The 17664-nt window shown below is 54.0% G+C and carries 23 protein-coding genes and 1 tRNA gene; 5 read left to right on the top strand and 19 right to left on the bottom strand.

From position 1 onward, the window contains the following. The first annotated feature begins 149 nt into the window (after positions 1–149). The 3 genes from nfuA (at position 150) to F6Y09_RS09340 (ending at position 2460) form a co-directional block, all read left to right on the top strand. The gene (gene nfuA, locus F6Y09_RS09350; RefSeq protein WP_152206670.1) at positions 150–737 is read left to right on the top strand and encodes a Fe-S biogenesis protein NfuA; all 588 of its coding nucleotides are present in this window, start codon (positions 150–152) and stop codon (positions 735–737) included. A gap of 203 nt (positions 738–940) precedes the next feature. Then, positions 941–2065, top strand: coding sequence for a DUF445 domain-containing protein (locus F6Y09_RS09345; RefSeq protein ID WP_246180440.1), 1125 nt, complete (start codon positions 941–943; stop codon positions 2063–2065). An 11-nt stretch (positions 2066–2076) separates the two neighbouring features. Then, complete coding sequence (locus tag F6Y09_RS09340; protein WP_152206669.1) at positions 2077–2460, top strand: hypothetical protein; 384 nt, start codon at positions 2077–2079, stop codon at positions 2458–2460. On the opposite strand, the gene F6Y09_RS09335 is transcribed toward F6Y09_RS09340, so the two are convergent. From F6Y09_RS09335 to F6Y09_RS09310, 6 genes are all read right to left on the bottom strand, one after another. After that, positions 2434–3495: a glycosyl transferase family protein gene (locus F6Y09_RS09335; protein ID WP_179959386.1), complete on the bottom strand. Its 1062-nt coding sequence runs from the start codon at positions 3493–3495 to the stop codon at positions 2434–2436. The genes F6Y09_RS09340 and F6Y09_RS09335 overlap by 27 nt on opposite strands. Before the next feature lie 43 nt (positions 3496–3538). Next, a complete protein-coding gene (locus F6Y09_RS09330) occupies positions 3539–3856 on the bottom strand; it encodes a TusE/DsrC/DsvC family sulfur relay protein (protein ID WP_179959403.1) in 318 nt (105 codons plus the stop codon). Between the two features lie 5 nt (positions 3857–3861). Beyond that, entirely contained in the window at positions 3862–4134 is a 273-nt protein-coding gene (tusB, locus tag F6Y09_RS09325) for a sulfurtransferase complex subunit TusB (RefSeq protein WP_152206667.1), read from the bottom strand. A gap of 18 nt (positions 4135–4152) precedes the next feature. Then, positions 4153–4500 carry a DsrE family protein gene (locus F6Y09_RS09320; RefSeq protein ID WP_152206666.1) on the bottom strand — a complete coding sequence of 116 codons (348 nt, stop codon included), beginning with the start codon at positions 4498–4500 and terminating at the stop codon, positions 4153–4155. A gap of 4 nt (positions 4501–4504) precedes the next feature. Continuing rightward, positions 4505–4921: a sulfurtransferase complex subunit TusD gene (gene tusD / locus F6Y09_RS09315; RefSeq protein WP_152206665.1), complete on the bottom strand. Its 417-nt coding sequence runs from the start codon at positions 4919–4921 to the stop codon at positions 4505–4507. Positions 4922–5033: 112 nt separating this feature from the next. Next, a complete protein-coding gene (locus F6Y09_RS09310; RefSeq protein WP_152206664.1) occupies positions 5034–5753 on the bottom strand; it encodes a Bax inhibitor-1/YccA family protein in 720 nt (239 codons plus the stop codon). A gap of 232 nt (positions 5754–5985) precedes the next feature. Between F6Y09_RS09310 and F6Y09_RS09305 the strand changes: the two genes are divergently transcribed. After that, positions 5986–6076: transfer RNA gene (locus tag F6Y09_RS09305), tRNA-Ser, on the top strand. A 154-nt stretch (positions 6077–6230) separates the two neighbouring features. Here F6Y09_RS09305 and hemH read toward each other — a convergent pair. From hemH to F6Y09_RS09270, 7 genes are all read right to left on the bottom strand, one after another. Then, positions 6231–7322: a ferrochelatase gene (gene hemH, locus F6Y09_RS09300; protein ID WP_152206663.1), complete on the bottom strand. Its 1092-nt coding sequence runs from the start codon at positions 7320–7322 to the stop codon at positions 6231–6233. A 130-nt stretch (positions 7323–7452) separates the two neighbouring features. After that, positions 7453–9210: a SulP family inorganic anion transporter gene (locus F6Y09_RS09295; protein ID WP_152206662.1), complete on the bottom strand. Its 1758-nt coding sequence runs from the start codon at positions 9208–9210 to the stop codon at positions 7453–7455. A 3-nt stretch (positions 9211–9213) separates the two neighbouring features. Then, on the bottom strand, positions 9214–9645 hold the full coding sequence (locus F6Y09_RS09290; protein ID WP_152206661.1) for a protein tyrosine phosphatase family protein: 432 nt from the start codon (positions 9643–9645) through the stop codon (positions 9214–9216). 45 nt (positions 9646–9690) lie between these two features. Further along, positions 9691–10557, bottom strand: a complete 867-nt coding sequence (locus F6Y09_RS09285; protein WP_152206660.1) for an MBL fold metallo-hydrolase — start codon at positions 10555–10557, stop codon at positions 9691–9693. A gap of 9 nt (positions 10558–10566) precedes the next feature. Continuing rightward, on the bottom strand, positions 10567–11001 hold the full coding sequence (locus F6Y09_RS09280; protein WP_152206659.1) for a YeeE/YedE family protein: 435 nt from the start codon (positions 10999–11001) through the stop codon (positions 10567–10569). Positions 11002–11005: 4 nt separating this feature from the next. Then, positions 11006–11443, bottom strand: coding sequence for a YeeE/YedE family protein (locus F6Y09_RS09275; RefSeq protein WP_152206658.1), 438 nt, complete (start codon positions 11441–11443; stop codon positions 11006–11008). After that, a complete protein-coding gene (locus F6Y09_RS09270; RefSeq protein WP_152206657.1) occupies positions 11440–11766 on the bottom strand; it encodes an ArsR/SmtB family transcription factor in 327 nt (108 codons plus the stop codon). Before F6Y09_RS09270 ends, F6Y09_RS09275 begins: the two co-directional genes overlap by 4 nt. Before the next feature lie 407 nt (positions 11767–12173). Here F6Y09_RS09270 and F6Y09_RS09265 point away from each other — a divergent pair, with 407 nt between their 5' ends. Continuing rightward, entirely contained in the window at positions 12174–12653 is a 480-nt protein-coding gene (locus F6Y09_RS09265) for a phasin family protein (protein WP_152206656.1), read from the top strand. On the opposite strand, the gene F6Y09_RS09260 is transcribed toward F6Y09_RS09265, so the two are convergent. The 6 genes from F6Y09_RS09260 to F6Y09_RS09235 form a co-directional block, all read right to left on the bottom strand. After that, positions 12644–13270 carry a TetR/AcrR family transcriptional regulator gene (locus tag F6Y09_RS09260; protein WP_152206655.1) on the bottom strand — a complete coding sequence of 209 codons (627 nt, stop codon included), beginning with the start codon at positions 13268–13270 and terminating at the stop codon, positions 12644–12646. The genes F6Y09_RS09265 and F6Y09_RS09260 overlap by 10 nt on opposite strands. A gap of 25 nt (positions 13271–13295) precedes the next feature. Beyond that, on the bottom strand, positions 13296–14108 hold the full coding sequence (xthA, locus tag F6Y09_RS09255) for an exodeoxyribonuclease III (RefSeq protein ID WP_152206654.1): 813 nt from the start codon (positions 14106–14108) through the stop codon (positions 13296–13298). 91 nt (positions 14109–14199) lie between these two features. Then, complete coding sequence (locus tag F6Y09_RS09250) at positions 14200–14979, bottom strand: hypothetical protein (RefSeq protein WP_152206653.1); 780 nt, start codon at positions 14977–14979, stop codon at positions 14200–14202. After that, the gene (locus tag F6Y09_RS09245; protein ID WP_152206652.1) at positions 14976–15500 is read right to left on the bottom strand and encodes a DUF2878 domain-containing protein; all 525 of its coding nucleotides are present in this window, start codon (positions 15498–15500) and stop codon (positions 14976–14978) included. The genes F6Y09_RS09250 and F6Y09_RS09245 overlap by 4 nt, the downstream gene beginning before the upstream one ends. Further along, positions 15497–16768 (bottom strand): SAM-dependent methyltransferase, encoded by a 1272-nt coding sequence (locus tag F6Y09_RS09240; RefSeq protein ID WP_152206651.1) that lies wholly within the window; start codon positions 16766–16768, stop codon positions 15497–15499. Before F6Y09_RS09240 ends, F6Y09_RS09245 begins: the two co-directional genes overlap by 4 nt. Further along, a complete protein-coding gene (locus F6Y09_RS09235; RefSeq protein WP_152206994.1) occupies positions 16756–17640 on the bottom strand; it encodes a DUF1365 domain-containing protein in 885 nt (294 codons plus the stop codon). Before F6Y09_RS09235 ends, F6Y09_RS09240 begins: the two co-directional genes overlap by 13 nt. Positions 17641–17664 lie beyond the last annotated feature (24 nt).

Below are 17664 nucleotides of genomic sequence, written 5' to 3'. Positions count from 1 at the left end.
TGCGTCCCGGTTGATCATAAGCTGGATCAAGTCGCGGCTTCAATTGCTGAGGTTTCAGGCGGTCATAAAGGCTGACTATTTTACTGGGTCTTTCAAGTTTCAGCGAAGTCACTTAAAATAGATGTTGAACTTTCTAACAGGTGGATTACATGGCCCTGGTCACAGTGACAGATTCTGCGCGGGACTACCTTGCGCAACTTATCGAAAAGCAGGACGTGGAAGGCATGGGTGTACGGATATTCGTAACCCAGCCGGGCACCAAGCATGCCGAGACCTGTCTGGCTTACTGCCCGGCGAACGAGATCGTGCCGACGGATGAACAGGTTGATCTGGAAAAGTTCACCCTTTATCTCGATCATACGTCAGTGCCGTTTCTGGAAGAAGCCTATGTGGACTATTCCAAGGACCAGATGGGTGGCCAGCTGACGATCAAAGCGCCGAATGCGAAGGTACCTAAAATCGACGATGATGCGCCATTGAATGATCGCATCAACTACGTACTGGCATCGGAAATCAACCCGGGCCTTGCATCCCACGGAGGCGAAGTGTCGCTGGTTGAAGTGGTGGATGAATCCGTTGCGGTACTTCGTTTTGGTGGCGGATGCCAGGGTTGCAGCGCAGTGAGCCTGACCCTGAAGCAAGGTGTTGAGTCGACGTTGAAAGAACGGGTGCCGGAAATCACAGCGGTACGTGATGTGACGGATCACACCGTCAAGGAAAACGCCTATTACCAGTAATCCCTGGTAGTCAGCGGTCGTGCGGATGTCATCACTCCGGCGATAAAAGAGCCAGCGTAGCAATGCGCTGGTTTTTTTATGGTGCTCGGGTATCGTATTTATCTGATCTGCACTGAGGATTTGCTTTGGTCGACGTTGCGCTATGGTCAGTGCCTTTGATGGCAGCGATCGTGGGCTGGTTTACAAACTGGCTCGCAATTCGGATGTCTTTTCGCCCTGTCCATTTCATTGGTATTGGCGGCTGGCTGGGCTGGCAGGGTGTCATTCCCCGCAAGGCAGAAAAGATGGCGCATATCTGCATCGACCGGACCCTCGACAAGTTCGGCAATCTCAATGCAGTTTACCGGAAGCTTGAGCCCGAGCGCATTGTTGAACAGGTTATCTCCCAGGTTAATCCACGCCTTGATGAATACATTGATGAAGTGATGTATGAAATCCAGCCGGTGCTCTGGGACAACCTGCCCAATTTCCTCAGGCAGCGAATCTATCAATGGGCGAGGGAACAGTTGCCGTCGCGGATTGAGTCTCTGGTCGAGGACTTCGGCGACGATCTCTCAGACCTGGTCGACCTGAAAGCATTGCTGAGCCGCGAGCTCAGGAAGCATCCCGATCTGATGAACCGGATATTCAGTGAGGCTGGCAGCGTCGAGCTTCGGTCTGTCATCAACAAGGGCGCGTGGATCGGCGGTTTGCTCGGAGCTCTGATTCTGCCCCTCTGGATGCGGTACCCGGAACCCTGGCTGTTGCCCGTGGCGGGCTTTATTGTCGGCTTTGCAACCAACTGGCTCGCCATAAACCTGATCTTCCGCCCCCTTGAGCCGCGGCGGTTTTTCTTCTGGCGTGTGCAGGGGCTGTTTCTCAAGCGACAGCCTGAAATCAGCGATGTCTGGAGCCGGCTGGTGGCAGAGGAACTGATTACCGTGGAAAAAGTGGCGGACGCCATGATTCATGGGGAGCGCGGTGACCGGACCCGCGCCATCATCCAGAAACACCTCAGGCCATTGCTGGACAATTCGGTGGTGATGAAGCTTGGCAGCCAGGTTACTATCGGTATGTCAGGCTATACTGAGCTAAAGAAAGCAATGAATAACAAAGCATTATATGCAACACATGAAGTGTTTTCTGATCCTGTCTTTAACCGGGAAAGAGCGCCGGTGGTTGCAGGCGTGCTGGCTGAGCAAATGAAATCCCTGGAGCCAGTGGAGTTCCAGGATATTCTGAGGCCGGCGTTCAAGGAGGAAGAAATCAAACTGATGTTGGTGGGCGGTATACTCGGGAGTATCGCAGGCGCCATTCAGTCCGGGTTGTTCCTTTTCTGGTCGGTATAAGGAGATTCATCATGGCATTCTGGCAGCAAATATTCATCCAGATCGCGGTCACCGGTCTGACTGTCCTATTGGTATTGGGCGGGTTTTATCGCTGGGTGGTCAAACCATACCTGGACCGCCAAGTGAAACAGCTTGCAGATATTGCCGAAGGCATCGAACCCCGGGTTACCCGGGGCGTCAAGACCGGAGTTTCAGAGACACTCCGAGAATTGCCCGAAAGCACCATGCGAGATTCCACCAAGCAGTTTCTCAAGTTCGGATCTGGTCTGATGGAAAACGGATTGAGCAGTTTTCTCGGTGGTTCGGAAGAGCTCCAGCGCCGGAGCAAGGCAAGCCGCAACACCGACGAAGCCGGGAGAAAACCCGGTTCAGAGACCCCGGGCGACCGGAGCTGAATCAAATCGGGTCCGTTCCCGGGCTTGCCACAGGTTTCTTGCCTGAGTCAGAGCGGCCTCCTGGCTGCCGGCCTGCCCGGACTCGTAGAGTGCCAGCGCCGCTGTCGACAGGATAGCGGCTTCCCCGTAGCTGTCTTCCTGACGTCCTTGCCACAGCGCCAGCATTTGCTCTGCATTCAATGTTTCCGGCTTAACGTGGCGGCGATCAAATAACGCGGGCCAGTTATCCTCTTCGAGTATCCCGTCGCCATTGTGCTGGCGGGCACGGAACACTTTCAACACATTATCCGGATTACGCTCAATCTCGCCACCTTCACCCCGTATGACTGCGATCCGTTTGTACCCCAGCAACAGTCCGGCTTCCTGATGAAGTCCTGCATAGGGTGGGTGGAAGATACCCTGCAGCACGAGAGGCGCATTGAGCGGATTTATCAGCCGTGACAACGAATGCACCGGGGAGCGGAGCCCGAGGATCGGTCGCAGATCGATCATTTCGGCCAGTTTGGGGGCCACCACCGCCAATGGCAGGTAGCTCAGGTGTTCGCGATCCAGTTGTTGGGCTACCTCAGCCCAGTTCTGAGCGGGGCTGAGGCCGAAGGATTTCATGACTTCGGTCAGATAAAGCCGCTCCGGTGTGTGGCCTTCGGCGCCATGCACAAACACTCTCAAGCCGTGCTGGGCCAATAAAAGTAACGAGAACAGAAACCAGGGTGCATGCCGCCGCTTTCCGGCGTAAGACGACCAGTCGATATCCGTCCGCAAATCCGCAGGTGCGCCGGCCCCGGATCGAACCGCATCCACAAAACCGGCGAGTTCATCCGGTGTCTCCTCCTTGACCCGCAATAACATCAGGAAAGCGCCTACCTGAACCGGCTCTGCTTCGCCCGCCAGAATCATCGACATCGCATGGCGCGCTTCGGCACGATTCAGCGAGCGGGAGCCCCGCTTGCCCTTACCGAGAATGCGCACATAGGGAGCGAAAGGATGTTCACCGGGCTTTGGCTCAGGCAGGGCGGTGGTAATGTCTGTGGTCATGGTATTTCCTGTCGTATTCGTCGGTGTGGGTGCGGCCCCTTCCTCAGAGGCAGTTGGTCGGTCGGGGTAAACCAGCAATTCGGCAGGCGGTTTTTGCCGGTGTACCGGGAAACAGCTGCATCAGATAAATGCTGTTGCCCTTGATCTCGCCCAACTGTTCTTTCACTGCTTTGACAAACAACCGGTTCGACGGTGGCGATATTTCATATTGTTTATAAAATTGGCGTAATAACTCTATAATTTCCCAATGCTTTCCCGTAAGTAAAATTTCACTTTCAGCCGCGATATTAATGGCGACAGACGGGGACCATTCATCGGCATTCTCCAGAAACCCTTCGTTGTTTCGCTGTGGTACGGGCATTGCCATCACCAATTCATAACCCGCTGATGGGTTTCCGTTAAGACTACGAGGCCAGCGTAGCCGATCATTTTGACACCCGTTACTGAACTTTCCGATAACGCACGCGCGTTGACGTCTGCGCGTAATGCATAACAGGGCGGCAATGGCAGAGATTCAAAAACCAACGCCATAACGGCGTTCTCTATCAGCACCAGAGTGTCATCCTCTGCCAGTGCCCTCAAGCAGGCCGGAAAACGCGGGTGGTCCGGCGCCTTGTTGATAATGTGAAGTGTCGGCATGGCGGCCTTCCGTAATAGTTAGAGGACTACAACAGCGTCGAACTGTTTATAGAACGCCGGGGTGAGGTCAGTTTCGCTTGCGGACTGGGAAAGCTGATCCGACGATAACCGGTATTGGCGAAGGGCGGCTTTATCTGCCAGCAGCGCCGATACGCCAAAAATGGTGGCTGCCGACAGGTTCCGCTCGACAGACTTCTGGCTTAACTGATCAGCAGACTGGCCTGGGCGCAGCCAGTTTACACCGGCGCCGCGGAACAGGAGTGTCACGGGCCGATCAAAAGCGGCCAGGGAAAAGGCCATGTCGAGGGCTTCCCGCCCGTGCCAATCGCCGTAGGGTAGGCGATCAATGACGATGAGTGTATGCATGGCGCTAGTCCGTAGGCAGAAAGTAGAGAATACGTGACGATGTCATTGTCGCTTCAACCCAGTCTCCAAGGCCCGCCATCTCGAATGGTTCGGCAATGTTACTGGCCGGCTGTTCATACCGGGTCTGTTCTGCACTGTCGAGAATGCCCCTGCGCAATGCGGAGGCAATACACGCGACTGCCGGTGTACGAGTCTGCATCAGAAATTCGCTCCAGAGCTGTGTCCAGTTCACCTCATCGCTGGGAGGCGTTACAAGGCTTGATGCCAGATAGACACCGTCACCGTAGAGAAACACTCTGTCCAGCTTGTGACCACCTGAAATTAGCGCTTTTGCGAAGGCGAGGGCGCTTTGCGGAGCCTGGCTGGTGTAGGGAGCACCGGATATAACCAATGTGTAGGATAGCGCTGGTGATCGAGTCATAAGTAATCAAAGTCAGAAAAATCGCGTAGAAGGGCTCAAGGTAAAAAGCATCTTAACCCGGAAACGAAAAAACCCCGGCACTGTACCGGGGTTTTTGTGGAAGCTGACGTGATCAGTCGTCGCCACCAAAGGCACCCAGCAGGTGAAGCAAGCTCGTGAACAGGTTGTAGATGTTCAGGTACAGGGCCGTTGTAGCCATGATGTAGTTGGTTTCACCACCGTTGACAATGCGGCTGGTGTCAAACAGGATAAAGCCTGACATAAGCAGCACTACCGCGGCACTCAGCGCCAGGCTGAAAGCACTTACAGCAACGCCGAACATGCTTGCGACCAGCGCGCCGACCATACCGACGATCACCACCACAAGGCCTGCTACCAGCATGCCGCGCATGAAGCTGAAGTCTTTCTTGGTAGTGAGCACGTAGCCAGACAGCGCGAGGAAGACCACTGCAGTTCCGCCCAGGGCCTGCATTACCACCTGGCTGCCATTAGACATCGCAAGGTAGTGCATGAGGGTGGGTCCGAGTGCAAGGCCCAGCAACCCGGTGAACGCAAAGACAACAGCGATGCCGGCTGAACTGTTAGCGGTGCGGGGTAGAACCAGCCAAACCAGGCCGAGCGCGCCGAGCATGCACATCAAGCTGACGCCGCGGCTCATTTCAATTGCCATGGACACACCTGCCATCGCGGCACTGAACAACAGTGTCATCGCCAACAGGGAGTAAGTATTCCGCAGGACTTTTGTAGCCTCTGCGCTTATGCCGGTGCCCGCCGAAACCTGGCCTGAATAAGCACCTTGGCCTTGCTGGACATTGAATCGTTTGTCTACCATCTTCATCTCCGGTTATAGCAACACTGAGGAAAAAGTTCTCTCCCCCCATAATAATGTCGAAAGTGGAACTTTCAATCATTTAAGACCGAAAAGTAGTAATAAAGATCCTTCAGTAAGAGAAATAAGCAATCCAGCCGTCAAGGCGTTGACACATAGGCCTAATCCGGTATCATTCACACCGCTGTCGCGATGACAGTTAGGTAGTAAGAAGCTAGGAAATTAATAGCAAAACGGTGGGTTGGCAGAGTGGCTTAATGCAGCGGTCTTGAAAACCGCCGACGGTTAGTAGCCGTCCCGGGGTTCGAATCCCTGACCCACCGCCATTTTTCAATGTGCTATCAATACCCTTTGTGAACTGCCCCTCAAGTTCTTTTATCTCCATCTCCCAGATTCAGCCTTCAACATCTCAATTTATTCAGACTGACTCGCCGTCCTTATAGCCGGGCAGTGCCGGCCATTAGGTCGACTCTTATGCGGCTACACCTCGGATCCCAGAGATTTTGCGCGCTCAGCACGGGCCGCCAGGACTTCGGGTTTATTGTCCGGTACTGTCCAGCCCTGCAGGTTGTCCTCGATCAGCGAGACCAGTGCTTTTATATGACCGGGGGTCGCATTGAGTGCGGGAATGTAGCTGAATGCCTTGCCACCTGCTTTCATGAAATAGTCCCGGTTTTCCTGGTCGATTTCTTCGATGGTTTCCAGGCAGTCGGACGAAAAGCCGGGGCAGAACACGTCGATGGAAGCCACACCCTGCTCGGGCAGGCTCTGAAGAGTTTTGTCGGTGTAGGGCTGCAACCACTCCTCCCGACCGAAACGGGACTGGAAAGTAGTCATGTACTGATCCTTGGTCAGGCCCAGCCGCTCTGCCAACAGGCGTGAGGTCTTGTGACATTCGCAATGGTAGGGGTCACCGCGCATCAGGTATTTCAGGGGCACACCATGGAAGGAAAGAATGAGCTTTTCATGCCGTCCGTTGTTGCTCCAGTAGTCTTCAATATGGCGGGCCATAGCTTCAATGTAAGGCGGATAGTCCGGGTAATGACTGATAAAGCGAAAATCCGGCAGCCAGCGGCGCTTTACAAAATCGCTGGCAATGGCGTCAAACGTGGACGCTGAAGTAGAGCCGGAATATTGCGGGTACAAAGGCAGGACAAGGAGTTGACGGACGCCCTGGCTTTGCAGGTCATCCAGTACGCTGACTATCGAAGGGTTCCCGTACCGCATGGCAAACGCGACAACAACATTCTGGCCATATTTGGCATGAAGGCTCTTGCGAATTTCCTCACACTGGTTAGCGGTGTGAGTAAGCAGAGGTGATCCTTGCTGTTCCCAGACTTCCCGGTAGGCCTTTGCCGAGCGGGAGGGCCGGATTCTCAGAATGACGCCATGCAGGATCAGCCACCAAAGTAGTCTTGGAACTTCCACCACTCTGGGGTCTGCCAGGAACTCACCAAGGTAGCGCCTGAGCGCGGGCGTTGTGGGGGCGTCCGGAGTACCCAGGTTCGTCACCAGAATGCCGAGTTTTTCGGCCTGATTGTGACGAAAACCGTTCTCACCTTTATATTGCATATCCTGATATCACCTAACGTTTTGAAAGTGGTTGTAATAATCCCAAAGCTCAAGCGTTAGCATTTACGAAGCAGATGCGGAGCGGGATGAGTCAGCCTGATCAATACGGCATAATTAGCCAGACGGGACACTAGGACTGCACCTCGACTTCCTCCGTCCCCGGACTGTCCTCTTCGGCTTTGTGTAACTTGCACCATGCCCGATAGGTGCTCAGAAAAACTTCGCCCGTCAACGCCTTCAGAAAGGTGCTCTTGTCCAACCGGTCCATCACTGGCCCTTTGACCTCCGATAAATGCAGCCGGATACCGGCATCACTGAGGCGCCCGTTTATCGCTTCGAGGCTCTCGAGTGCCGAGGCATCGATGTAGTTTACGGCCGGGCACATCAGGACGAAATCCGTTAACTGTGGTTGCTCAAGAATCAGCGTGTAGATGCGATCTTCGAGATACCGGGCATTAGCAAAATAAAGGCTTTCGTCCACCCGCAAAATCATCAGGTGAGGATCGGTCTCGGTCTTGTAGCGATGAATATTGCGAAAATGCTCACTGCCATAGATTCGTCCCACCAGTGCACTGTGAGGGCGACTGGTGCGCCAGAGGTAGAGTATCAGCGAGAGCGCAATGCCCGTCAGAATACCCGCGGTCACTCCGATCAATAGCGTAACGGCGAGAGTGCTGATCAGTGCGGCGCCATCATGTTTTGAATACATCCAGGTCTGTCGGATGACTGTGACGTCCACCAGCGTGAGCACCGCAATAATGACCGTGGCACCAAGAATGGCATGGGGCAGGTAGTAGAACAATGAGGTAAAGAAAAACGTCACCACCCCGATACAGACCGCCGTTAGCGCACCAGCTGCCGGCGTGCGGGCACCGGCGTCAAAATTGACAATTGATCGCGAGAAACCGCCGGCAACCGCAAAGCCACCGGACAGGGCAGAGGCGATATTGGCGGCTCCGAGTCCGAGCAGCTCCTGATCCGGGCTGATCCTTTCCTTGCGTCGTGCAGCGAGTTTATGGGCCAGTGACACGGATTCAACAAATGTCACGATGCTGATCAGGAATGCCGGTACCAACAGCGCCTGAAATAACGCGAGTGGTCCATCGGGCATACCAAGTGCCGGCAGGCCCGAGGGTACATCACCGACCACCGAAAGCCCCAGGTCGTCCAGATTCATTATCGCCGCCAGACTGGTGGCAACCACCACGGCAATGATGGGCCCTGACCTCACAAGCATGCCCGAAATTCGCGCCTCAATGCCCAGCCGGGAGAGCCCAAGGGCGAGGTAGTGTCGCACCAGATAAAGGAAGACTAGCGCTAACATGCCGACCAGCAGGGTCGGACCGTGAACGGCACCCGTGGATAGCCAGAAGGACTGCGCCAGTTCAATGAGATTATCGCCAGCTAGCTCGATGCCGAAAATATGCCGCAGCTGGCTGGCAGCAATCAACAAACCGGAGGCTGTTATGAAACCGGAAATCACCGGGTGGCTGATAAAGTTGGAGAGAAAACCCAATCGAAGCAACCCCATGATGAGCAGCATAAGGCCTGAAACCAGTGCCAGAGCTACGGAGGCCACGGCATAACCCGCGGTGCCAGCCTCGGCAACATCACCGACGGCCGCCGCACTCATCAGGGAGATCAACGCAACCGGGCCTACGGCCAGGGTGTTGCCGGTACCGAAAATGGCGTAGGCCATTGCCGGTAAAATGCTTGCGTAGAGGCCCGCTTCGGGGGGCAAGCCCGCAAGCAGGGCAAACGCCAGGGACTGAGGGATAACCAGGATTGTTACGATGATGGCGGCGGAGGCATCACTCGCCAGCAGGTTTCGGTTGTAGCTACGCAACCAATCAATACAAGGGAAATAGTCCAGCAGTCGCCGGCCCATCAATCAGGCGCCTTTGGATGCTTGCTGAATCAGGCGTGGCCTGAGTGGGCTGAGATCATAACCCGCTTCACGGGCCCGATTTATGAGAGGATCAGCGGGAATGAAGGGGGCGTTGCTGAGCGCCCAAAGCACCGTACACCGCATGCCGGACCGGCAAAAGGCAAGGATAGGTTTTTGTGCTGATTTCAGTATGGGGGTGAAATCGTCCACATCGCTGTCGAGAATATTGCCGGACTGGACTGGCAGGTATACCCACTCAAGACCATTTTCGCGGGCGGCCGCTTCCAGGTCCGCCATTGCAGGCTGGCCCGGCTCCTCAGCGTCCGGACGGTTAGCCACCAGGGTTTTAAAGCCAAGGCTGGCAACTTCTTCGACATCCGCGACCGTCAGCTGGGGGGACACTGAAAGATTATCATCCAGTTTCTTGAGGTTCATTGTAATGCGTCTCCGGTAGCTTGCATGAAGGTATTGAATAAAAACTCAGAACAGGTTCAAAGGAACCTTGAGGTAGCGATGCCCATTGTCTTCCGGCGGTGGCAATTGGCCAGCGCGCATGTTCACCTGCACCGAAGGAATAATCAATCTGGGCATTCCAAGGGTGGCATCTCGTTCAGTGCGCATCTTAACAAATTCATCCTCACTGATGCCGTCGTGAATGTGGACGTTATGTTTTCGCTGATCGTCTATGGTGGTTTCATGCTGGAACCAGGCTCTGTCCGGAGCCTGGTAATCATGACAAAGAAAGACCCGGGTTTCCGGTGGTAAGGCCATCAACTTGCGGATCGATTGATACAGCGTTCTGGCATCGCCCCCCGGAAAGTCACAACGGGCGGTACCGTAGTCAGGCATGAAAAGGGTATCACCAACAAAGACAGTATCGCCAACAACATAAGACAAACAGGCAGGTGTGTGCCCGGGCGTATGCATTACACGACACGGCAGGTTACCAATGAACAGCTCACTGCCATCCTCGAAAAGCATGTCGAACTGACTACCGTCGCGCTCAAACTCGGTGCCCGCATTAAACACTTTACCAAAGATGTCCTGAACCAGTTTTATATTGGCACCAATACCGGTCTGTCCCCCCAGCTTTTCATGCAAGTAGACTGCAGCCGACAGGTGGTCGGCATGAACATGGGTTTCGAGAATCCATTCTACTGACAAACGCTGCTGCTGAACGAACTCGATTATGGTATCGGCTGACAGGGTGCTGGTCCTGCCAGCGGCGTAATCAAAGTCCAGTACAGAGTCAACTATGGCGCATGCCTGAGTGGTCGGGTCTCGCACCACATAGCTGAAGGTGTTGGTGTCCTGGTCGAAAAAGTGGGTAACGGTCGGCGTCATCATAAATAGACCTCAGGCCCGGTTCCGGGCACGTTCAATGAATTCAAAGATTGTCATACCCGCGATCATAGCGACCACGAATACTATTGCTTTGATCTCGCCTGCGCCCACCGCCACCAGTGCCGGGCCCGGGCAGAAGCCAGCCAGTCCCCAGCCAGCGCCAAAAGTCAGGCTGCCAACAACAAGGCGTCGGTCGATGTGTTGGCCGGAAGGCAGGTTCATTTCCTTTCCCAGCAAAGTATAAGAGCGCTTACCGGCGATGGTGAACGCTACCAGTCCTATGGCTATCGCTCCTGCCATCACCAGCGCGAGGGAGGGGTCCCAGTCGCCCGCCAGGTCGAGAAAGCCGAGCACTTTCTCCGGATTAGCCATGCCTGACAGCAACAATCCAAAACCGAACACCAGTCCTACGATGAACGACACGAAGGTCTCTTTTTTAGTATCCATAGCATCAACCTCCAAGCACGTGGCGAAGCAGGTAAACCGTGACAAACCCTGCTGTCATAAACGCGATTGTGGCTACCAGTGAGCGCGGCGATACGCGGGATAGCCCGCAAACGCCATGGCCGCTGGTACAACCAGAGCCATATCGGGTGCCAAGTCCGACCAGTAATCCGGCAACGATGATCATGGGTATTCCGGCGTTGATTTCGATCGCCGGCAAGCTGAACAGTGCCCACGAAATCAGGGGCGCAACAAGCATGCCGACCAGAAAGGCGATACGCCATGTCCGATCTGACCGGGGCCCGGTCAGCACACCTCCAAGAATGCCACTGATGCCCGCTATTCGCCCATTCAGCAGCACCAACCCGGCGGCTGCAAGACCTATCAAAACACCCCCAGTCAGGGCACTCCAGGGGGTAAATGCTTGCCAGTCAACTGTAATCATTCTGGATTTCCTTCCTCTGGGCAGAACAAATCATAAAGCTGCTGGAGTATAACCAGCACCTTTGGCTCGGAAATCTGATAATAAACATTCTTACCGTCCTTACGTGGCGCAATCAGACCCTCCCGACGCAAAACACCAAGTTGCTGAGATAATGACGGTTGTTGAATGCCGGTTAACGCAGCAAGTGCGGTCACACTTAACTCGCTCTGGCTGAGTTGGCAAAGCAGCAGTAACCGATCCCTGTTAGCGATCGATCTCAGAAAACTGCTGGCTTGGCCCGCGGCGTCCTGCAACTGTTCAATATCAATGGTCTGTGCGTTCATGGCTGGCCTTGATTTATAAAAATATAATATATTTATTTATATAATATAGAAAGTGAACAGAAAGTGCGGGAAAAGACGTACGAAAAGCCAAAAAAAAGCCCGGCGCTGATGGCCGGGCAGAGGCGTGCGAGTAGTATCCATGAAAGACTTCCAGACAAACTAACGTCAGCAGGGACGCTAGTAATTGTATTATTGACTAAATTTTAAACACTTCAAGTTTTTGCACACATCCCCTCAGTTCATTTTGTCATATTCATTTTGCGTTTATAGCGACATAAATATCTGACCATTTTTCAGTCATTTCCGGCGCTATAAACCACTGAAATTTACCCTTGGCTGTAATATAATGAATTCGTTTGCAAGCGCAGACAGGTCCGTTTTCCGGTTTTCTTCTCAGAGGTGCAGTTATGTCAGACCAGAACGACAAAAAGTCGGATCACGACGTTCAATTGGCGGGGAAGATCAAGGACTCCGCCCGTCAGATCTGGTTGGCCGGTCTTGGAGCCTACACCAAGGCTGAAGAAGACGCGGGCAAGTTTTTTGAGCGGCTGGTCAACGAGGGTGAAGAGCTTGAAAACAAAACCCGCGGTGTTGTTGAAAAGCAATTGAAATCAGTGGAAACCCGGGTGGAAGACGTTCGGGAAAAAGCCACTGGTACCTGGGATAAACTGGAACACCTGTTTGATCAGAGAGTATCCGGTGCATTGCGGAGGCTGGGCATTCATCGTCGGGATGAAATTGAAGCTCTGGAAGCACGAATCGAGGCACTGGAGGCTGAGTTAAAGTCCCAGAAAGCTGCCGCCCGTAAAAAAGCGCCGGCTAAAAAGACGCCCGTGAAAAAAATTACCCGTAGCACCGCAGCCAAACCAAAACCTGCTCAGAAATAATCTTCGCTCATCGCCTGCACCTGCTGACGTTCTTCTGCCCCCAGAAAGGGTGCCAGCAGGTTCATCATCTGATAAACGCCTCGCCCGGGGTTTACAGCGTCACGATCATTCATATGATACAGACTGTCGAAACTGACCCAATAACATAAGGTCAGGTTTAATTGCTGACAAAGGGAATCAAGTTCTGATCCGGATAGCGTCATGACTTCCTGATTCTTCAGGCTATTGCACAGCGTCCGGAAGGCGAGTTCCTTTTTCTTCAGTAACTTCCGGAAATGGCTTTGTAAACTGTCATACCGTGACAGCACATTGACCAGATCCTGATACAGGAACCGATAACGGGCGACCGCTTCAAACAAAAGATGCAGGAAAATACCGATCTGGTCGAGATCAATAACCACGTCTTCCGGCACATTGAGAAGATCAAGTAGTTCCTGCTCGTACGCTTCAAACAGCTGCGAGACAATGTCGCCTTTGCTTTTGAAATGGTAGTAAAGGTTGCCGGGGCTGATATCAAGTTCGTCAGAGATCAGCAATGTGGTGACATTGGGCTCTCCCAGTGAGTTGAAGAGCGCAAGTGAGGTATTCAGAATTCTGTCCCGGGTTTTGACTTTCATCGGCGCGTCCTGCGAAACGGTGACATCAAAGTTCGAATTCAGCCCAAACCGGACAGTGATCTGATGGCCGGTCCATGGCACGGATATCATATGAGATTCCGGCGGCTCTTACTTTGGGCAACAGCGAATCACTGGCCATGATCAGGTCAATCCGCAACCCGCGTTTGGGCTCCCGCTCAAAGCCTCTACTCCGGTAATCAAACCAGCTGAATGTATTGGCTTCTTCGGGGTGCAGGTAGCGGAATACATCGGTGAGTCCCCGTTGCTCAACCTGAGACAACCACTCCCGCTCCTCAGGGAGAAAACTGCATTTCCCGGTTCTCAGCCATCGTTTGGCATTGTCTGCGCCGATGCCGATATCGTTGTCGGTCGGCGATATGTTCATATCGCCCATCACAATGAGGTTCGGGCTTTGCTCTTTGAGCCGGTCGATTTGTTCCATCAGGTCAGCGTAGAACTTCTGCTTGGCGGGGAACTTGATCGGATGGTCGCGACTTTCGCCCTGAGGGAAATAGCCATTCACCACCGTCAGTTTGTCACCGTTTACCGTAAAATGGCCGATGATCAGGCGGCTCTGGGAATCGTCGACATCATCGGGAAAGCCTTTGACAACCAGGTCCGGTTCCAGGCGGGATAATAGCGCCACCCCATAGTGTGTCTTCTGACCATGAAAATGAACGTGGTAGCCTAACGCTCTGACGGCTTCGACGGGAAATTCTTCATCGGTGACCTTGGTTTCCTGTAAGCCAATAAAATCAGGATTGCAGGCTGAAATAACAGCTTCAAGCTGGTGCAGGCGGGTCCGGATACTGTTGACGTTAAAAGAAACGAACTTCATGGGCGCAGACTCGATCTGTTGACGGTTGTTAACTCGGAAGTTTATCACAGATATCAGCGACCGCTTGCGACGTGGTTGAAGCAGGGAATGTTCAGGGTGTCAGGTTGCAGCTCACAGCGGTTTCGGTCTGATATTGGATATGGGCAGTGTAGTTTCGTTCCTCATTTTCCCGAATGTTGGTGAGTCCGACGTAGTCCGTCAGTGCTCCTTCCGTGCTATATCCGAGAATAATCGGGTCCACCAGGAACCGGGTAACAAATCCGCTGGGGCGTATTTCCAGGACGACGTCACCGCTGATTCTGGAATCGGAAGTTTGCTCGAGAACGAATGCGTAGTGTTCACCACGGGTGGGAGCCAGAAAGCGGAAATCTATGGCCTGATCGTCCTGAATTTTCGGCCAGTTCCGGCGCACAAAATTATCGAATCCGGCATCCCCAACAACATTCTGGTCAACGGGTGTCGTAAAGGTTTTCGTGTCACCTTTGTTGGTATCCCAGGTTATCTGCAGCTGACGGTCCTCCTGGTTTGCGATCACCATGCGTTCGTCAAATTCCGGCTGCCGAAAATCAAGACTCGGCCTCAGAGGCGATTCCGTATAGCTCAGGGTTTTAGAGGCGAACGCCGAATCCTCGCCTTGCTTGAAGTAGTCCACCTGGTGCGACATGGGCTGCCAGATGTTGTTGATGCATTGACCCTCCACCTGGTGATGTTCTTCATACAGCAAGACATCATCATTATTGATATCAAACGCTTTACCCGTGAACTCCCACAGGTCGGTGTCACCAGACTGAGCCGAAGCCAGTGACGGCAGGGTTCCGATCAGTGTCAGGGCGGCAAGCAACGCTGGTTGAGAAATCTTTTTGGCGATCATGAGGCGAGCTCCGGATAAAAGCGCTGGCGAATATGCATGAGCGAGGGAAAGATCACCAGCCATCCTACGGCCAGTGCTATCAGGGAAACCGGCAGGTCTGGCAGGGTCACAGCCCCCAGTTTGCTGGCGCTCCAGTAGGCAAAGGGTCCGGCCACCGGTGCAAATACAAACGGGAACCATGCTTTTTGCCCCATCCAGGACAGTGAGTGGGCGATAGTCGTCATGAACACTGCCCATACTCCGACCAGCCAGATGGGCGTCCAGATCACGGCGGCGCCCGATGTGTCTGCCATAACGCCGGTGCGGAACCAAAGCCCATCCAACACGGTGCCCAGCACAGTGCCTAGCAGAATAAATTGCCACTCCCGTGCGGCGTTCTGGCTGACCAGAACCAGGTGAACTGCCACCAGACCGAACGCAATCGCGGCGGTTAACATGCCGGGGAACGCCACGCACAGGAACCAGCCGGCCTGAAACAGCAAGAAATTGATCAGGTTACGAGCGATGCTGGAGGTAATCATAAGCTCAACAGGTTCGCTCGTTTGTTGCCCGGCTTGGCCAGCAAAATCTGTGAAACGCCGATTGCGCGCTCCCGGAAACCAGCCTCGCAATAGGCAAAATAGAAACGCCACAGTCGGCGGAAACTCTGGTTGTAACCAAGCTCGCTGATACGGTCTTCATTTGCCACAAAACGGTCACACCAGTCCCGCAGCGTACGGGCGTAGTGAAACCCGATGTCCTCGGCATGGGTCAACACCAGATTACTTCGGGTTCGGACGGAGTCGAGCATAGCGCCGAAGGAGGGGATGAAGCTGCCCGGGAAGATAAAGCGCTGGATGAAGTCCACGTTCTTTAGCGCCCGCTGGTATCGCTGTTCCGGCATATTGATGGCCTGAATCAAAGCCAGCCCGTCGGGCTTCAGCAGGGCATCAATCTGACCGATATAACTGTCGAGGAACTGCGGGCCAACCGCCTCGATCATCTCAATGGACACCAGCTTGTCGAACTGGCCAGACAGGTCCCGATAATCATCAAACAACAAGGTAATGCGGTCTGACAGACCTTCCTCTTCTACCCGCGCTTTTGCCAGCTCGAGTTGCTCCCGGGAAATCGTGGTGGTGCTGACGTGACAGCCATAATGTTTCGCTGCATGGATAGCAAAACCACCCCAGCCGGTGCCAATTTCCATCACCCGGTCACCCGGCTGCAGATCCAGTTTCTTACAAATGGCATCGAGCTTGTAAACGGCAGCTTCCTCAAGGGTTGATGTTTCACTCGGATAGATAGCCGATGAATACATCATGGTGGGGTCGAGGAAGGTTTCAAACAGGTCATTACCCAGATCGTAATGGGCTTCAATGTTCTTGCGGGAGCCGGTCGGGGTGTTCCGGTTGAGCCAGTGTAAGCCTTTCAGTGCTGGCTTGGTCACCCAGCTGTACCTGTCCTCAAAGGCATTCATGCGATCCAGGTTGCGGGAGAAAAAGCGCAACAGGGCGACCAGATCCGGGGAACTCCAGTCCCCAGCGACATAGGATTCCGCTGCGCCAATACTGCCGCCGCTAAGCAGATCCCGCCAAGTGGAGCCGTCCTGCACGATCAGCTCTGCCGCCGGGTGATCAGTATTGCCGTCGCCGAAAATCTGGTCATCGTAGCCGGACTCACGAATTGTCAGGATTCCATCTCTCAGATCGTTCAGCTGGCTGCAGACTAAGTTGCGGGCCACTCGGTCGGTGAGCGAGCCTTGCATCTTACGGTCAGTGGTCTCCAGTGATGAATTCATGTTCTCCATGAGCTTACCTTTGCTTTAATTGTCGGGTCGCTACTTGCCTGATCTACGGCTTCGCCCTGGTCATTGGTGCCAAGGCGATAATTGGGATCGGCAGGGTCCAGCTTGTCGGGGTGGGTTTCGAACCGGGCCCCTTTGAGCTTGAGCTTGAGTGCATGCCAATAAATGCCTGTGACCACCTTGAATGACTCCAGAGGAAACTGCCGCAGGCTCTTATGCAACGTTTTACGAGTGAGGGGTACTCTCTGGACTGCCAGAGTCGCATCAAATATTTTTTCACCCTCCTTGTGCACATTCATGTGAATGCGCAGTTCGCGGTTTCGGAAGCTGAAGAGCCAGTGGTAATCCTGATCCATCGGATTGTAGGGCGACACATGAAAGCGTTTTCGAAAGCTGAACGCCTGGGTGTTCCAGCCACCTCCTGACTCCCTCGGTTCGCCGCGTTCGAGGCAGTACACGTGGCGTTCATGCCAGGGCGTATTGGTAATCTGTGCCGCTATAACGCGGGGCACAGCGCCATCCGCGGAGTCTGCTCCGGCGTCATAACAGAAATAGAAACTGACCGGGTTGAACACATAGCCGAAGTAGCGCGGATGGGTGATCAGCTCAATTGCACCGTCGGGGTACCAGCCGGTAGCCGCCTCAACCTGTTCCGATACCGCACGCTTGAGGTCAGGTTGCTCGGGCGCAAAATAATCTTTCCTGCGCAGAGACAGCCAGTTAAAACGTTCCAGCGAAAACCAGCGGCTCAAGCGCGTCACGGTGGACCATTCATCAAGATTTAACGCCAGCATACCGGTGTGATATTCAAACTGATGGGCTACCGGCGTTCGCCGACGGTGTCGAACGATGCCTTCCAACCACTGGCTTGCCAACGGCTTGGCGTCTGAGGCTGTCAT

It is taken from the genome of Marinobacter changyiensis, from assembly GCF_009193265.1.
GTDB classification, from domain to species: domain Bacteria; phylum Pseudomonadota; class Gammaproteobacteria; order Pseudomonadales; family Oleiphilaceae; genus Marinobacter; species Marinobacter changyiensis.
Note: the sequence above shows the minus strand (reverse complement) of the source record. Positions and strands in the feature narration are given on the sequence as shown.

Bases quoted from the DNA above. Each gene is read 5' to 3' on its own strand.
- F6Y09_RS09285 (WP_152206660.1), bottom strand. From the start codon at position 10,557: ATGATGACGCCGACCGTTACCCACTTTTTCGACCAGGACACCAACACC.
- F6Y09_RS09320 (WP_152206666.1), bottom strand. From the start codon at position 4,500: ATGCATACACTCATCGTCATTGATCGCCTACCCTACGGCGATTGGCAC.
- nfuA (WP_152206670.1), top strand. From the start codon at position 150: ATGGCCCTGGTCACAGTGACAGATTCTGCGCGGGACTACCTTGCGCAA.
- F6Y09_RS09330 (WP_179959403.1), bottom strand. From the start codon at position 3,856: ATGCCCGTACCACAGCGAAACAACGAAGGGTTTCTGGAGAATGCCGAT.
- F6Y09_RS09265 (WP_152206656.1), top strand. From the start codon at position 12,174: ATGTCAGACCAGAACGACAAAAAGTCGGATCACGACGTTCAATTGGCG.
- tusB (WP_152206667.1), bottom strand. From the start codon at position 4,134: ATGCCGACACTTCACATTATCAACAAGGCGCCGGACCACCCGCGTTTT.
- F6Y09_RS09295 (WP_152206662.1), bottom strand. From the start codon at position 9,210: ATGGGCCGGCGACTGCTGGACTATTTCCCTTGTATTGATTGGTTGCGT.
- F6Y09_RS09270 (WP_152206657.1), bottom strand. From the start codon at position 11,766: ATGAACGCACAGACCATTGATATTGAACAGTTGCAGGACGCCGCGGGC.
- F6Y09_RS09250 (WP_152206653.1), bottom strand. From the start codon at position 14,979: ATGATCGCCAAAAAGATTTCTCAACCAGCGTTGCTTGCCGCCCTGACA.
- F6Y09_RS09245 (WP_152206652.1), bottom strand. From the start codon at position 15,500: ATGATTACCTCCAGCATCGCTCGTAACCTGATCAATTTCTTGCTGTTT.
- hemH (WP_152206663.1), bottom strand. From the start codon at position 7,322: ATGCAATATAAAGGTGAGAACGGTTTTCGTCACAATCAGGCCGAAAAA.
- F6Y09_RS09310 (WP_152206664.1), bottom strand. From the start codon at position 5,753: ATGGTAGACAAACGATTCAATGTCCAGCAAGGCCAAGGTGCTTATTCA.
- F6Y09_RS09260 (WP_152206655.1), bottom strand. From the start codon at position 13,270: ATGAAAGTCAAAACCCGGGACAGAATTCTGAATACCTCACTTGCGCTC.
- F6Y09_RS09275 (WP_152206658.1), bottom strand. From the start codon at position 11,443: ATGATTACAGTTGACTGGCAAGCATTTACCCCCTGGAGTGCCCTGACT.
- tusD (WP_152206665.1), bottom strand. From the start codon at position 4,921: ATGACTCGATCACCAGCGCTATCCTACACATTGGTTATATCCGGTGCT.
- F6Y09_RS09240 (WP_152206651.1), bottom strand. From the start codon at position 16,768: ATGGAGAACATGAATTCATCACTGGAGACCACTGACCGTAAGATGCAA.
- F6Y09_RS09340 (WP_152206669.1), top strand. From the start codon at position 2,077: ATGGCATTCTGGCAGCAAATATTCATCCAGATCGCGGTCACCGGTCTG.
- xthA (WP_152206654.1), bottom strand. From the start codon at position 14,108: ATGAAGTTCGTTTCTTTTAACGTCAACAGTATCCGGACCCGCCTGCAC.
- F6Y09_RS09335 (WP_179959386.1), bottom strand. From the start codon at position 3,495: ATGACCACAGACATTACCACCGCCCTGCCTGAGCCAAAGCCCGGTGAA.
- F6Y09_RS09345 (WP_246180440.1), top strand. From the start codon at position 941: ATGTCTTTTCGCCCTGTCCATTTCATTGGTATTGGCGGCTGGCTGGGC.
- F6Y09_RS09290 (WP_152206661.1), bottom strand. From the start codon at position 9,645: ATGAACCTCAAGAAACTGGATGATAATCTTTCAGTGTCCCCCCAGCTG.
- F6Y09_RS09280 (WP_152206659.1), bottom strand. From the start codon at position 11,001: ATGGATACTAAAAAAGAGACCTTCGTGTCGTTCATCGTAGGACTGGTG.